This window comes from Serratia sp. CY82433 (assembly GCF_052166535.1).
GTDB lineage: Bacteria > Pseudomonadota > Gammaproteobacteria > Enterobacterales > Enterobacteriaceae > Serratia > Serratia sarumanii.
Map to the genome: position 1 here is coordinate 40,417 of NZ_JBJNOR010000007.1, position 14,282 is coordinate 54,698.

General features: G+C 61.9%; 12 protein-coding genes and 1 other RNA gene. 10 read left to right on the top strand and 3 right to left on the bottom strand.

Translation table 11 applies throughout. The annotated features are described in order from the left end of the window. Nucleotides 1-5 precede the first annotated feature (5 nt). The gene (gene rpiA / locus ACJ8PI_RS22335; RefSeq protein WP_041036586.1) at nucleotides 6-662 is read left to right on the top strand and encodes a ribose-5-phosphate isomerase RpiA; all 657 of its coding nucleotides are present in this window, start codon (nucleotides 6-8) and stop codon (nucleotides 660-662) included. A 292-nt stretch (nucleotides 663-954) separates the two neighbouring features. After that, nucleotides 955-2,193, top strand: coding sequence for a phosphoglycerate dehydrogenase (serA, locus tag ACJ8PI_RS22340; protein ID WP_025304156.1), 1,239 nt, complete (start codon nucleotides 955-957; stop codon nucleotides 2,191-2,193). Between the two features lie 48 nt (nucleotides 2,194-2,241). On the opposite strand, the gene ACJ8PI_RS22345 is transcribed toward serA, so the two are convergent. The 3 genes from ACJ8PI_RS22345 to zapA all read right to left on the bottom strand — a co-directional run bounded on the left by ACJ8PI_RS22345 (nucleotide 2,242) and on the right by zapA (nucleotide 3,455). Then, nucleotides 2,242-2,850 carry a 5-formyltetrahydrofolate cyclo-ligase gene (locus ACJ8PI_RS22345; protein WP_033638575.1) on the bottom strand — a complete coding sequence of 203 codons (609 nt, stop codon included), beginning with the start codon at nucleotides 2,848-2,850 and terminating at the stop codon, nucleotides 2,242-2,244. A gap of 52 nt (nucleotides 2,851-2,902) precedes the next feature. Then, nucleotides 2,903-3,085: non-coding RNA, 6S RNA (ssrS, locus tag ACJ8PI_RS22350), on the bottom strand. 40 nt (nucleotides 3,086-3,125) lie between these two features. Beyond that, a complete protein-coding gene (gene zapA / locus ACJ8PI_RS22355) occupies nucleotides 3,126-3,455 on the bottom strand; it encodes a cell division protein ZapA (protein ID WP_004931621.1) in 330 nt (109 codons plus the stop codon). Nucleotides 3,456-3,774: 319 nt separating this feature from the next. Here zapA and ACJ8PI_RS22360 point away from each other — a divergent pair, with 319 nt between their 5' ends. The 8 genes from ACJ8PI_RS22360 (at nucleotide 3,775) to ACJ8PI_RS22395 (ending at nucleotide 14,272) form a co-directional block, all read left to right on the top strand. Beyond that, the gene (locus ACJ8PI_RS22360; RefSeq protein ID WP_033635861.1) at nucleotides 3,775-4,353 is read left to right on the top strand and encodes a YecA/YgfB family protein; all 579 of its coding nucleotides are present in this window, start codon (nucleotides 3,775-3,777) and stop codon (nucleotides 4,351-4,353) included. Nucleotides 4,354-4,408: 55 nt separating this feature from the next. Continuing rightward, a complete protein-coding gene (gene pepP / locus ACJ8PI_RS22365; RefSeq protein ID WP_041036580.1) occupies nucleotides 4,409-5,725 on the top strand; it encodes a Xaa-Pro aminopeptidase in 1,317 nt (438 codons plus the stop codon). A gap of 1 nt (nucleotide 5,726) precedes the next feature. Continuing rightward, nucleotides 5,727-6,905 (top strand): 2-octaprenyl-6-methoxyphenyl hydroxylase, encoded by a 1,179-nt coding sequence (ubiH, locus tag ACJ8PI_RS22370; RefSeq protein ID WP_049194814.1) that lies wholly within the window; start codon nucleotides 5,727-5,729, stop codon nucleotides 6,903-6,905. A gap of 80 nt (nucleotides 6,906-6,985) precedes the next feature. After that, nucleotides 6,986-8,188, top strand: coding sequence for an FAD-dependent 2-octaprenylphenol hydroxylase (ubiI, locus tag ACJ8PI_RS22375; protein ID WP_060422110.1), 1,203 nt, complete (start codon nucleotides 6,986-6,988; stop codon nucleotides 8,186-8,188). Between the two features lie 507 nt (nucleotides 8,189-8,695). Then, the gene (gene gcvT, locus ACJ8PI_RS22380; RefSeq protein WP_103799319.1) at nucleotides 8,696-9,793 is read left to right on the top strand and encodes a glycine cleavage system aminomethyltransferase GcvT; all 1,098 of its coding nucleotides are present in this window, start codon (nucleotides 8,696-8,698) and stop codon (nucleotides 9,791-9,793) included. A gap of 46 nt (nucleotides 9,794-9,839) precedes the next feature. Continuing rightward, nucleotides 9,840-10,226: a glycine cleavage system protein GcvH gene (gcvH, locus tag ACJ8PI_RS22385; RefSeq protein ID WP_033635856.1), complete on the top strand. Its 387-nt coding sequence runs from the start codon at nucleotides 9,840-9,842 to the stop codon at nucleotides 10,224-10,226. A gap of 92 nt (nucleotides 10,227-10,318) precedes the next feature. Further along, nucleotides 10,319-13,198 carry an aminomethyl-transferring glycine dehydrogenase gene (gcvP, locus tag ACJ8PI_RS22390; RefSeq protein ID WP_074027063.1) on the top strand — a complete coding sequence of 960 codons (2,880 nt, stop codon included), beginning with the start codon at nucleotides 10,319-10,321 and terminating at the stop codon, nucleotides 13,196-13,198. A gap of 108 nt (nucleotides 13,199-13,306) precedes the next feature. Beyond that, a complete protein-coding gene (locus ACJ8PI_RS22395; protein ID WP_033649435.1) occupies nucleotides 13,307-14,272 on the top strand; it encodes a quinone oxidoreductase family protein in 966 nt (321 codons plus the stop codon). Nucleotides 14,273-14,282: the final 10 nt, after the last annotated feature.

The following is a 14,282-nucleotide window of genomic DNA, read 5'->3' on the forward strand; positions in this document are numbered from 1 at the left end:
ATATTATGACGCAGGATGAACTGAAAAAAGCGGTGGGCTGGGCAGCGCTGGAATACGTGACGCCGGGCACCATCGTCGGGGTCGGCACCGGTTCTACCGCCGCCCACTTTATTGACGCGCTGGGCTCCATCAAGCACCAGATCGAAGGCGCGGTATCGAGCTCCGACGCCTCCACCGCCAAGCTGAAAAGCCTCGGCATTCACGTGTTCGACAGCAATGAAGTGGACTCGCTCGATATCTACGTGGACGGCGCGGACGAAATCAACGGCCATATGCAGATGATCAAGGGCGGCGGCGCGGCGTTGACGCGCGAGAAGGTCATCGCCGCCATCGCCAAGAAATTCATCTGCATCGTCGACGCCAGCAAGCAAGTGGACGTGCTGGGCAAGTTCCCGCTGCCGGTGGAAGTGATCCCGATGGCTCGCTCTTACGTGGCGCGTGAGCTGGTGAAACTCGGCGGCCTGCCGGAGTATCGCCAAAACGTGGTGACCGACAACGGCAACGTGATCCTCGATGTGCATAACCTGAGCATCACCGACGCCATCGCGCTGGAGAACAAGATCAACGGCATCGCCGGCGTGGTGACCGTGGGGCTGTTCGCCAACCGCGGCGCGGACGTGGCGCTGGTCGGCACCCCGGAAGGCGTGAAAGTGGTCAAATAAACCTCCGCCGTTTGTGGCCCGGTAGTGCCGGGCCGCATAATTCTTCGGTTAAAATATCTTTTCTGAAAAACGGCAAATTTGGTGACTTATGTCACATTGTGAAAACTGACTCCCCAAAGCTTCTGCCGAAAACTTTCCCTATGGCATTTTCTGCCGTAAACCGCCATCAACGCTGCGCCTTGTCCTGCCGGGCAGGCAATCGTTTGTATTGCCGCCCGCGTTATTTTTGTTATGTTGGATGGGAGCTGTGTCGTCACAGCCGCTTCTGAAGTCTGAACATAGGGTCGGGTAAATGGCAAAAGTATCATTGGAGAAAGACAGGATTAAATTCCTGTTGGTGGAAGGGGTTCATCAGAGCACGGTCGATAATTTACGTGCCGCCGGTTATACCAACATCGAATACCACAAGGGTGCGTTAGACACCGAATCGCTGAAGGCATCCATCCGCGATGCGCACTTCGTCGGCATCCGATCGCGTACGCATCTGACCGAAGAGGTGTTCGCCGCCGCAGAAAAACTGGTGGCGGTGGGCTGCTTCTGCATCGGCACCAACCAGGTTGATCTGAAAGCGGCGACCAAGCGCGGTATTCCGGTCTTCAACGCCCCGTTCTCCAATACCCGATCCGTGGCCGAAATGGTGCTGGGCGAGCTGCTGTTGATGCTGCGCGGCATTCCGGCCGCCAACGCCAAGGCGCACCGCGGCGTGTGGCACAAACTGGCCGTGGGCTCCTACGAGGCGCGCGGCAAAAAGCTGGGCATCATCGGCTACGGCCACATCGGCACCCAGCTGGGCATTCTGGCCGAAGGGCTGGGCATGAAGGTGTTCTTCTACGACATCGAGAACAAGCTGCCGTTAGGTAACGCGCAGCAGGTGCGCCATCTGTCCGATCTGCTCAATATGAGCGACGTGGTGACGCTGCACGTGCCGGAAACGCTGGCCACCAAGAACATGATGGGGGCGGAAGAGCTGGCGCTGATGAAACCGGGCGCCATTCTGATCAACGCCTCGCGCGGCACCGTGGTGGATATTCCCGCGTTGTGCGACGCGCTGGCCAGCAATCACCTGGCGGGCGCGGCGATCGACGTCTTCCCGGAAGAGCCGGCGACCAACAGCGATCCGTTCAACTCGCCGCTGTGTGAGTTCGACAACGTGCTGCTGACGCCGCACATCGGCGGTTCCACGCAGGAAGCGCAGGAGAATATCGGCGACGAAGTGGCCGGCAAGCTGGCGAAATACTCCGACAACGGGTCGACCCTGTCCGCCGTCAACTTCCCGGAAGTGTCGCTGCCGGCGCATGGCCCGAACGCCAGCCGCCTGCTGCACATCCACGAAAACCGCCCGGGCGTGCTGACGCAGATTAACCAGATCTTCGCCGAAGAGGGGGTTAACATCGCCGCACAGTATCTGCAAACCGGGCCGGAAATTGGCTACGTGGTGATCGACATTGAAGCGGAAACCGCGCGTGCCGACGCCGCGCTGCAGCGCATGAAGGCCATCGACGGCACCATTCGCGCCCGTCTGCTGTTCTGATTCGGCGGCTCGCCGCAACGAAAAAGGCCGGAGCGATCCGGCCTTTTGCTATTTGGGCTCGTGCCACGCCCAGCTGCAGAGCGGGGTGAGGATTTCCGGCAGCGGGATATCCCAGTGCTCGATCGGCAGGCGCTCCACCTGCTGGCAATCATGGGCTAGGCCGATAGGATAGGGGCCGCCGCTGCGCCAGTTTTGCAGGGTGCGATCGTAAAAGCCGCCGCCCATGCCCAGACGCTGCCCGGTATGATCGAACGCCACCAGCGGCGTCAGCACGACGTCCAACTCGCCCAGCGGCAGCACCTGGCGCACATCGAGGCGCGGTTCGAGAATATTGAAGCGATTGCGCACCAGCGGCGTTTCCGGCGCATAGCGCAGGAACAGCAGGTGGCCCGGGCTGAACGGGTGCAGCACCGGCAGGTAAACCCGTTTGCCGAGCGTCCACAGTTGCTCGATCAGCGGCCCGGTGTCGAGTTCACCGTCAAACGACAGGAATACCGCGATGCTGTGCGCCGCCTTAATGTGCGTATGCGCGACGAGGCGCTCGGCTATCTTGTCTGCGGCAAAGCGTTGCTGGCCCGGCGTAAGCTCGCGCCGACGTTGGCGTATGAGTTGACGAATGGCTTGGCGCTGCTGCGCGAATTGGGGTTGAAAAGGCATCGTATCAGGCTTGCTCAGTGTGGCGTTCGGCACACATAAACCGCTGAGAAGGGGAATCTCCGAGATGCCGTCGCAGGCTGTAACCCTTGAACCCATGGTTCAAGGTGAACGTGCCGTCGCAATCTTAAGGCTTCTCGGCGCACCGAGCGTGCTCACCGATCGCGGAGCAACACATTCTGTTTGTACTAAATATCGGCTCAGGGGACTGGCCCGCTGGCGAACATCTCAGAGAAATTTTGTACTCGTTGCCGAAACTGTGATTTCAACAACTTAAGTTATTCGAATTGTGCATCCTGACGTTCAGAGATGCGACCTTGTTCAAGCAACGCTTGTTCAATGGTCTGCTGCAGCATCCGTATGCGTTGTTCCATATTGGACGCATAGTCACGGGTTTTCAACCGTTCTTGAGCAAGTTCGTGACAGACGTTCAATGCCGCGATGAAAACCAGTTGCTCAGTATTGGAGACTCTAGTGCGAACTTTAAGATCTTGCAACCGTTGGTTAAGATCGTCCGCCGCCATATTCAACGCATCTTGTTGTTCTGGCGGGCAATTGACTCTTAACGAGCGGCCAAAAATTTGAATATCTACCGGTTGTGCAGACATGCCACCTTCCTGCCTAAATTTCGCGCCAGCCTTGTCCGCCCTGGCCGGGCCGTCAAAGCGGGCGCCACTATATATACCTCGGTACCAAGATACAACCCCTTTTTCAGTACCTGGTTGTAATCTACTGTGGCGCACATTGCCAGTCAAAAAAGGGTTTCAAAATGCGTATTTACCGCACTTTCGTTACCCGCCGGCGCAGTGTGAAACCTGCCACATCGCGATTATAACTAGCCACTGAGGTGTCGCGCTTATCTGGTATAGCGACGGACCTTGGTGGTAGCATAACACGAACTTATCCTGCCAACGATGACGAATGCGCATGTCTATACAGAATACATTTCCAAGTTACCAATCTTTGACCGTGGCCCTCAACCAGCAGTCGGTGGCGCTGACCGCGGCAGAAATGCACGGCCTGATCAGCGGCCTGCTGTGCGGCGGCAGCCGTGATGCCGGCTGGCAGGCGCTGGTGCACGATCTGACCAACGAAGGCGTCGCCTTCCCGCAGGCGCTCAGCCAACCGCTGCAACAGCTGTATGAAGTGACGCGCGAAACGCTGGAAGACGACGAATTCCTGTTCCAACTGATGTTGCCGGAAGGGGAAGCCGTCAGCGTGTTCGATCGCGCCGACGCGTTGGCCGGTTGGGTCAACCACTTCCTGCTCGGGCTGGGCATGATGCAGCCCAAACTGGCCCAGGTGAAAGACGAAGTCGGTGAAGCGATCGACGATCTGCGCAACATCGCGCAGCTGGGCTACGACGAAGACGAAGATCAGGAAGAATTGGAGCAGTCGCTGGAAGAAGTGGCGGAGTATGTGCGGGTTGCCGCCATCATGTGCTACGGCGAATTCACCCGTCACAAGCCAACGGCGCCGGAAAACATCAAACCGACGTTGCACTAAACGTCCTATCGGCCCTCCGCCGGCGATGCGGATGGCATGATTTCAGGAGAAGGTAATGACTCAGCAGGAATTCAACAACCGCCGTCAGGCGCTGTTGGCGAAAATGGCGCCGGCCAGCGCGGCGGTTATTTTCTCTGCGCCGGAAACGACGCGCAGTGCAGATTCAGACTATCCCTATCGGCAGAACAGCGACTTTTGGTACCTGACCGGCTTCAATGAGCCGGAAGCGGTGCTGGTGCTGATCAAAAGCGACGAAACGCACAACCACAGCGTGCTGTTCAACCGGGTGCGCGATCTGACGGCGGAAATCTGGTTTGGCCGCCGCCTGGGGCAAGACGCCGCGCCGGCGAAGCTGGGCGTGGATCGCGCGCTGCCGTTCGATGAAATCAATGACCAGCTGCACCTGCTGCTCAACGGCCTGGACGTGGTCTACCACGCGCAGGGCGAATACGCCTATGCCGATCAGATCCTGTTCGGCGCGTTGGACAAGCTGCGCAAGGGGTTCCGCCAGAATCTGCAGGCGCCGGCCACCGTGACCGACTGGCGGCCGTGGCTGCATGACATGCGCCTGTTCAAATCGCCGGAAGAGCTGGCGGTGATGCGTCGCGCCGGTGAGATCAGCGCGCTGGCGCACACCCGCGCGATGGAAAAATGCCGCCCGGGCATGTTCGAATACCAGCTGGAAGCGGAAATTCACCATGAATTCACCCGCCTCGGCGCCCGCTACCCGTCTTACAACACCATCGTCGGCAGCGGCGAAAACGGCTGTATCCTGCACTACACCGAGAACGAGAGCCAGATGCGCGACGGCGATCTGGTGCTGATCGACGCCGGTTGTGAGTACCAGGGGTATGCCGGCGACATCACCCGCACCTTCCCGGTCAACGGCAAGTTCAGCAAGCCGCAGCGCGCGGTGTACGACATCGTGCTGGCGTCGCTGCAGCGCGCTTTGGAACTGTTTAAACCCGGCACCAGCATCCGCGAAGTCAACGACGAAGTGGTGCGCATCATGGTGGTCGGGCTGGTGGAACTGGGCGTATTGAAAGGTGAAGTCGATCAGCTTATCGCCGAGCAGGCGCACCGGCAGTTCTTCATGCACGGGCTGAGCCACTGGCTGGGCCTCGACGTGCACGACGTCGGCCACTACGGCACGCCGAGCCGCGATCGGCTGCTGGAGCCGGGCATGGTGCTGACCGTGGAACCGGGGCTGTACATTGCGCCGGATGCGGACGTGCCGGCGGAATACCGCGGCATCGGCATCCGCATCGAGGACGACATCGTGATCACCGCCGACGGCAATGAAAACCTGACCGCCACCGTGGTGAAAGACGCCGATGCCATCGAAGCATTGATGGCGGCGGCAAGGTCATAAAATGAGCGTAATTATCGTTGGTGGCGGTATGGCGGGTGCGACGCTGGCGCTGGCTATCTCGTCGCTTACTCAGGGAAGAATGGCGGTGGATCTGGTCGAGGCGACTCGGCCGGACGGCCGCAGCCATCCGGGCTTTGACGCCCGCGCCATCGCACTGGCGCAGGGCACTTGCCAACAGCTGGCGCGCATCGGCGTTTGGCCGGCGCTGCGCGACTGCGCTACGCCGATCGCTCAGGTGCACGTCAGCGATCGCGGCCACGCCGGTTTCGTGAATCTGCAGGCGCAGGATTATCAGGTCGATGCGCTCGGTCAGGTGATCGAACTGCATGACGCCGGGCAGCGGCTGTTCGCGCTGCTGGCGAAGGCGCCAGGTGTTACGCTGCACTGCCCCGCGCGGGTGGTGGACGTGATTCGCACCGCAGAGCGGGCGGAAGTACAACTGGATACCGGTCTGCGCCTGTGCGGGCAACTGCTGGTGGCGGCCGACGGTTCGCGTTCGGCGCTGGCGCAGGCCTGCAACGTGCAGTGGCGGCAGGAGGACTATCCGCAGTTCGCCACCATCGCCAACGTCACCACGGCGGAGGATCCGCAGGGGCGCGCCTTCGAGCGTTTTACCCGCTACGGGCCGCTGGCGCTGCTGCCGATGTCGCAGGGGCGCAGTTCTTTGGTGTGGTGCCATGCGCGCGAAGATCGCGCCCGGGTGGATGCTTGGGACGACGAGCGATTTATCGCCGAGCTGCAACAGGCCTTCGGCTGGCGGCTGGGGCGCATCCTCAAGGCCGGTAAACGGCACAGCTATCCGCTCAGCCTGCTGACCGCCGATCGGCATGTCAGCCATCGTCTGGCGCTGGTGGGCAACGCGGCGCAGACGCTGCATCCGATCGCCGGGCAGGGGTTCAACCTCGGTCTGCGCGACGTGATGTCGCTGGCGGAAACGCTGGCAGAAGCGATGGACAGTGGCGAAGACGCCGGTGGTTATGCGCTGCTGAGCCGCTATCAGCAGCGGCGGCAAAACGATCAGCAGGCGACGATCGGCGTGACCGACGGATTGATCCGCCTGTTCGCCAACCGGTATGCCCCGCTGGTGGTCGGCCGCAACCTGGGGCTGATGGCGATGGAGCGTTTGCCGGCGGTGCGCGACGCCTTCGCCAAGCGCACGCTCGGCTGGGTGGAACGTTAGACACAGAATCGGGCGCCCTGTGGCGCGCCCAAAACGCGGCGCGGCAAGGCGTCGCGCGTTATTTAAGGAAATCGAGCAGCATGCAATCATTTGACGTGATTATCGCCGGTGGCGGTATGGTGGGGCTGGCGTTGGCCTGCGGCCTGCAGGGCAGCGGGCTGCGCGTGGCGGTGCTGGAGCAGCGCCAGCCGGACATGGCGCCGCCGTCGGAGCAGCCAGCGCTGCGCGTCTCCGCCATCAATGCCGCCAGCGAGCGTTTGCTGCAGCATATCGGCGTGTGGGATGACATTCTCCAGCTGCGCGCCAGCGCTTACAACGCGATGGAAGTGTGGGATCGCGACAGCTTCGGCAAAATCGCCTTCCGCGGCGACGAGTGCGGCTTCAGCCATCTTGGCCACATCATCGAAAACTCGGTGATCCAGCAGGCGCTGTGGAAACGCGCCGAAAGCCTGTCGGACATCACGCTGATTACCCCGGCCGCGCTCAAGCAGGTGGCATGGGGCGAGAACGACGCTTTCGTCACGCTGGAGGATGGCCGCATGCTGACTGCCCGCCTAATGATCGGCGCCGACGGCGCCCAGTCGTGGCTGCGCCAGCACGCCGACATTCCGCTTACCTTCTGGGATTATCGCCACCATGCGCTGGTCGCCACCATTCGCACCGAAGAGCCGCATCAGGCGACGGCGCGGCAAATTTTCCACGGCGACGGCATTCTGGCGTTCCTGCCGTTCAGCGATCCGCATTTGAGCTCCATCGTCTGGTCGGTGACGCCGGAAGACGCCGAGCGGCTCAAGCAGCTGGAACCGGCGCAGTTCAACCGCGAACTGGCGATGGCCTTCGACATGCGCCTGGGGGCTTGCAGCCTGGAAAGCGAACGGCTGGCGTTCCCGCTGACCGGCCGCTATGCGCGCAGTTTCGCCGCGCACCGCCTGGCGCTGGTGGGCGATGCGGCGCATACCGTGCATCCGTTGGCCGGGCAGGGCGTGAATCTGGGCTTTATGGACGCCGCCGAGCTGATTTCCGAACTGCGCCGCCTGCAGCGGCAGGGCAAGGATATCGGCCAGCACCTCTATCTGCGCCGCTATGAGCGCCGCCGCAAACATGGCGCGGCGGTAATGCTGGCCAGCATGCAGGGGTTCCGCGAACTGTTCGACGGCAACCACCCGGCCAAAAAGCTGCTGCGCGACGTGGGCCTGCGGCTGGCGGACAGCCTGCCGGGCGTCAAGCCGAAGCTGGTGCGTCAGGCGATGGGCCTGAACGATCTGCCCGAGTGGCTTGCCTGACATCCTGCCTTCTGCGAGCCCTCCGCGGGCTCGCGCTTCTTGCCTTATGCCATCGTTTTTCCTTATATAACCCTTCATTTGAAATAATCTAATTTCAGCCGCTTTTTATCATTACTTTTTCTAATTCCATGTCCGGTTATCAAAAGTCGGAATCTCATGTGCGGCCGTCGGTTTGTTATATAACTTCGGAGTTTTGCCGCTTTAATTGTTAATTTTGTGCCTTAAAGCGCATTTTTCCAGTGAAAAACTCTGCACACTAGCCCGGCATTTTACCGCCCCGGAACGGCGATGAGCCTATTTTAACTTATGGTTAATGTGGTCGTTCGGTGATAAGTTCGAGGGAAAGGTATCGTTTGCGTCACGGCGGTTGCACGCAGTTTCCGCCCGTCCCGGCGCAGCATTTGTGTTGAGCAGTCAGTGCGCCATGGCGATCGGGCCGCGAGCCAGGCTCCGCCGCATTGCGTGGCAGCACCCTAACTTCTAGCGACGAGTGGAAAGAGGGAAAAGATGGCAAAGCAAACCCCACTGTACGACCAGCACGTGGCGTGCGGTGCGCGCATGGTAGACTTTCACGGCTGGATGATGCCGCTGCACTACGGCTCGCAGCTTGATGAGCACCACGCGGTGCGTCAGGATGCCGGCATGTTCGACGTGTCTCACATGACCATCGTGGATCTGCACGGCGCCCGCACCCGCGAGTTCCTGCGCTACCTGCTGGCGAACGACGTCGCCAAACTGACCCAACCCGGCAAGGCGCTGTACACCGGCATGCTGAATGCCTCCGGCGGCGTGATTGACGACCTGATCGTTTATTTCCTCACTGAAGACTATTTCCGCCTGGTGGTGAACTCCGCCACGCGCGACAAAGACCTGGCCTGGATTGAAGAGCACGCCGCGCCGTATGGCGTCGCGCTGACGGTGCGCGACGATCTGGCGCTGATCGCGGTGCAGGGCCCGCAGGCCAAAGAGCGCGCCGGCACGTTGTTCACCCCGGAACAAAAAAGTGCGGTTGAAGGCATGAAGCCGTTCTTCGGCGTGCAGGCCGGCGAGCTGTTCATCGCCACCACCGGTTACACCGGCGAGGCCGGCTATGAGATCGCGCTGCCGAAAGCGCAGGCGGCGGATTTCTGGCAAAAATTGCTGGCCGCGGGCGTCAAGCCGGCCGGTCTGGGCGCGCGCGACACGCTGCGTCTGGAAGCGGGCATGAACCTCTACGGGCAAGAGATGGACGAAGGCATTTCACCGCTGGCCGCCAACATGGGCTGGACCATCGCCTGGCAGCCGGAAGATCGTCGTTTCATCGGCCGCGAAGCGCTGGAACAACAGCGCGAGCAGGGCACCGAGCAACTGGTCGGCTTGATCATGACGGAAAAAGGCGTATTACGTAATGAGCTGCCGGTGCGTTTCACCGACGCGGCGGGGCAAACCCACGAAGGCGTGATCACCAGCGGTTCGTTCTCTCCGACGCTGGGCTTCAGCATCGCGCTGGCGCGCGTGCCGGCAGGTATCGGCGAGCAGGCCATCGTGCAGATCCGCAACCGTGAAATGCCGGTCAAAGTGACCAAGCCCGGTTTCGTTCGCGCCGGCAAGCCGCTGACAAATTGATTTTTTATTGATTGATTCTTTTATTTCTTCGAAGGAGTAACCGGCGATGAGCAATGTGCCAACAGAATTGAAATACGCATCCTCCCACGAGTGGGTTCGTGCAGAAGGTAACGGCGTTTACACCGTAGGCATCACCGAACACGCGCAGGAACTGCTGGGCGATATGGTGTTTGTCGATCTGCCGGAAGTGGGCCGCCGCGTCGCCGCCGGTGAAGATTGTGCCGTGGCGGAGTCCGTCAAGGCGGCGTCGGACATTTACGCGCCAATCAGCGGCGAAATCGTGGCGGTGAACGGCGAGCTGGAAAGCTCCCCGGAGCTGGTCAACAGCGAACCTTACGGTGACGGCTTCCTGTTCCAGATTAAAGCCGCCGACGAAGGCGAACTGGCGAACCTGCTGGACGCCGCGGCTTATCAGGCCTCGATCGACGAGTAATCGTGACCACGCCCCAGGCCTTTCGGCCGGGGCGTTTTAGTTACCGCTCAAGCTATATCCCGTATCACGCAAGCATTCAGGAATTTGTAGCAATGACCCAGACACTCAGCCAACTCGAACACAGCGAAGCGTTCATCGAACGCCACATCGGCTCTTCTGCGGAACAACGCCAGGAGTTGCTGGCAGCGGTGGGCGCTCGCTCGCTCAGCGCGCTGATCCAACAGATCGTGCCGGCGGACATTCAGCTGCCGGGGCCGCCGCCGGTCGGCGACGCGGCGACCGAACACCAGGCGCTGGCTGAGCTGAAGGCGATCGCCTCGCAGAATCAGCGCTACAAATCCTATATCGGCATGGGCTACAGCGCCGTGCTGACGCCGCCGGTGATCCTGCGCAACATGCTGGAAAATCCGGGCTGGTACACCGCTTACACCCCTTATCAGCCGGAAGTGTCGCAGGGCCGTCTGGAAGCGCTGCTGAACTTCCAGACCGTGACCCTCGATCTGACCGGCCTGGATCTGGCTTCCGCTTCGCTGCTGGATGAAGCTACCGCCGCCGCCGAAGCGATGGCCTTGGCCAAACGCGCCAGCAAGCTGAAAGACGCCAACCGCTTCTTCGTGGCTGACGACGTGCATCCGCAGACGCTGGACGTGGTGCGCACCCGCGCCGAAACCTTCGGCTTCGACGTCATCGTCGATAAAGCGGAAAAAGTGCTGGAGCTGGACGGCGTGTTCGGCGTGCTGCTGCAACAGGTGGGCACCACCGGCGAGCTGCACGACTACAGCGCGCTGCTGGCCGAACTGAAATCGCGCAAAATCATCACCAGCGTGGCCGCCGACATCATGGCCCTGGTGCTGCTGACAGCGCCGGGCAAGCAGGGCGCCGACGTGGTGTTCGGCTCCGCGCAGCGCTTCGGCGTGCCGATGGGCTACGGCGGCCCGCACGCCGCCTTCTTCGCCTGCCGCGACGAGTTCAAGCGCTCGATGCCGGGCCGCATCATCGGCGTTTCCCGCGATGCCGCCGGCAACACCGCGCTGCGCATGGCGATGCAGACCCGCGAGCAGCATATCCGCCGCGAAAAGGCCAACTCGAATATCTGTACCTCGCAGGTGCTGCTGGCCAACATCGCCAGCCTGTACGCGGTGTACCATGGCCCACAGGGGCTGCAGCGCATCGCCGGGCGTATCCATCGCCTGACCGACATTCTGGCCGCCGGGCTGCAGAAGGCCGGCCTGACGCTGCGCCACAACACCTGGTTCGACACCCTGACCGTTGAAGTGAAAGACAAAGCGGCGGTGCTGGAACGCGCGCTGAGCTTCGGCATCAACCTGCGTACCGATATCCACGGCGCCGTAGGCATCACGCTGGACGAAGCCACCTCGCGCGAAGACGTGCAGACGCTGTTCGCACTGCTGGCCGGCGACAACCACGGCCTGGACATCGACGCGTTGGACGCGGCGGTGAGCAAGAACAGCCCATCGATCCCGGCCGCCATGCTGCGTCAGGATCCGATCCTGACCCACCCGGTATTCAACCGCTATCACAGCGAAACCGAGATGATGCGCTATATGCATCGCTTGGAGCGCAAAGATCTGGCGCTGAACCAGGCGATGATCCCGCTGGGCTCTTGCACCATGAAATTGAACGCCGCGGCGGAAATGATCCCGATCACCTGGCCTGAATTCTCCGAGCTGCACCCGTTCTGCCCGCCGGAGCAGGCTGCCGGCTACCAGCAGATGATCGGCCAACTGTCTCAGTGGCTGGTGCAACTGACCGGCTATGACGCGGTGTGCATGCAGCCGAACTCCGGCGCGCAGGGCGAATACGCCGGCCTGCTGGCGATCCGCCGCTACCACGAAAGCCGCAACGAAGCGGGCCGTCACGTCTGCCTGATCCCGAGCTCCGCGCACGGCACCAACCCGGCATCCGCCCAGATGGCGGGCATGAGCGTGGTGGTGGTCGCCTGCGACAAGAACGGCAACATCGATCTGCACGATCTGCGCGTCAAGGCGGAGCAGGCGGGCGAAGAGCTCTCTTGCATCATGGTGACCTACCCGTCGACCCACGGCGTGTATGAAGAAACCATCCGCGAAGTGTGCCAGATCGTGCATCAGTTCGGCGGCCAGGTGTATCTGGACGGCGCCAACATGAACGCCCAGGTGGGTATCACCACGCCAGGCTACATCGGCGCGGACGTTTCGCACCTCAACCTGCATAAAACCTTCTGCATCCCGCACGGCGGCGGCGGCCCGGGCATGGGCCCGATCGGCGTGAAAGCGCACCTGGCGCCGTTTGTGCCGGGCCACAGCGTCGTGCAGATCGACGGCGTAACCACCCAGCAGGGCGCGGTCTCCGCGGCGCCGTTCGGCAGCGCCTCCATCCTGCCTATCAGCTGGATGTACATCCGCATGATGGGCGCGGAAGGCCTGAAGCAGGCCAGCCAGATGGCGATCCTGAATGCCAACTACATCGCTACCCGCCTGAAAGACGCCTATCCGATTCTGTATACCGGCCGCGATCACCGCGTGGCGCACGAATGTATCCTTGATATTCGTCCGCTGAAGGAAGAGACCGGTATCAGCGAAATGGACATCGCCAAGCGCCTGATCGACTTCGGCTTCCACGCGCCGACCATGTCGTTCCCGGTGGCGGGCACGCTGATGGTCGAGCCGACCGAGTCGGAAAGCAAAGTGGAGCTGGATCGCTTTATCGATGCGATGCTGGCGATCCGCAGCGAGATCGACCGCGTCGCCAAAGGCGAATGGCCGCTGGAAGACAACCCGCTGGTGAATGCGCCGCACGTGCAGGCTGAGCTGGTTAACGACTGGCAGCATCCGTACAGCCGTGAGCTGGCGGTGTTCCCGGTGGCCGGTGTGCGCGAGAACAAGTACTGGCCGAGCGTTAAGCGTCTGGATGACGTGTACGGCGACCGTAACCTGTTCTGCTCTTGCGTGCCGATGAGCGACTACGAATAACACGTTCGGCAAAGTTTGTGTTCGGGGGACACCGCATCATGCGGTGTCCCTTTTTATTTTATTGCGGCCTATTCTTTCCCGTACGTTCCCACGATTTGAGGAGTCACCATGCAAGCGGCAATCGTAACAGCGCTGGGGCAAGCCCCGGTTTTCGGCACCTTTGAGGAGCCTCAGGCGCAGGCGAATGAAGTGCCGATCGACGTTCTGGCGGCCGGCATCAAACAGCTGGATCGCGCCACCGTCGCCGGCACCCATTACTCCAGCCCGAAGCAGTTGCCGATCGTACCCGGCACCGACGGCGTGGGCCGGACGGCCGACGGGCAACGGGTGTATTTCGCCTCCTTCCGCCGCCCTTACGGCGCGATGGCTGAGCGCAGCGTCGCGTCATGGACGGTGCCGGTGCCGGAGGCGGTGGACGACGCCACGGCGGCGGCGCTGATCAATCCGGCCTTCGCCGCCTGGCTGCCGCTGCGCTGGCGGGCGGATCTGCAGCCCGGTGAAACGGTGCTGATCATCGGCGCTACCGGCACCTCGGGCAAACTGGCGGTCGCCGCGGCGCGTCAGGCGGGAGCCGGGCGCATCGTTGCCGCCGGCCGTCGGCTGAGCGTGCTGGAAGCGTTGGGCGTGGATGCCACGGTGGATCTGAGCCTGCAGGGCGAGGCGCTGACGCAGGCCTTCGCGGCGGCGGCGGGGCCGGGCGGTTATCAGGTGATCGTCGATTATATCTGGGGCCCGGCGACCGAAGCGCTGCTCGCGACGCTCAATAATCACGATCTCTCGTCTTACGCCGGCGGGCGCGGCATTCGCCTGGTCAACGTCGGCTCGATGGCCGCGCCGGACATCCGGCTGCCGGCGGCGGTGCTGCGCAGCAATCAGCTGCAGATCCTCGGCAGCGGCACCGGCAACTTCCCGCCGATCCCGGAGATGCAGCGCTACGCGACCGAAATTCTGGCGCTGGCGGTAACGGGCGCACTCACTATCGAGACGCAGGAGCACGCGCTGGCGGAGATCGCCGAGGTATGGGATCTGAACAAGAAAAGCGACGTGCGTTCGGTGATACGCATCGCCCGCTAAGTTCCTGCCG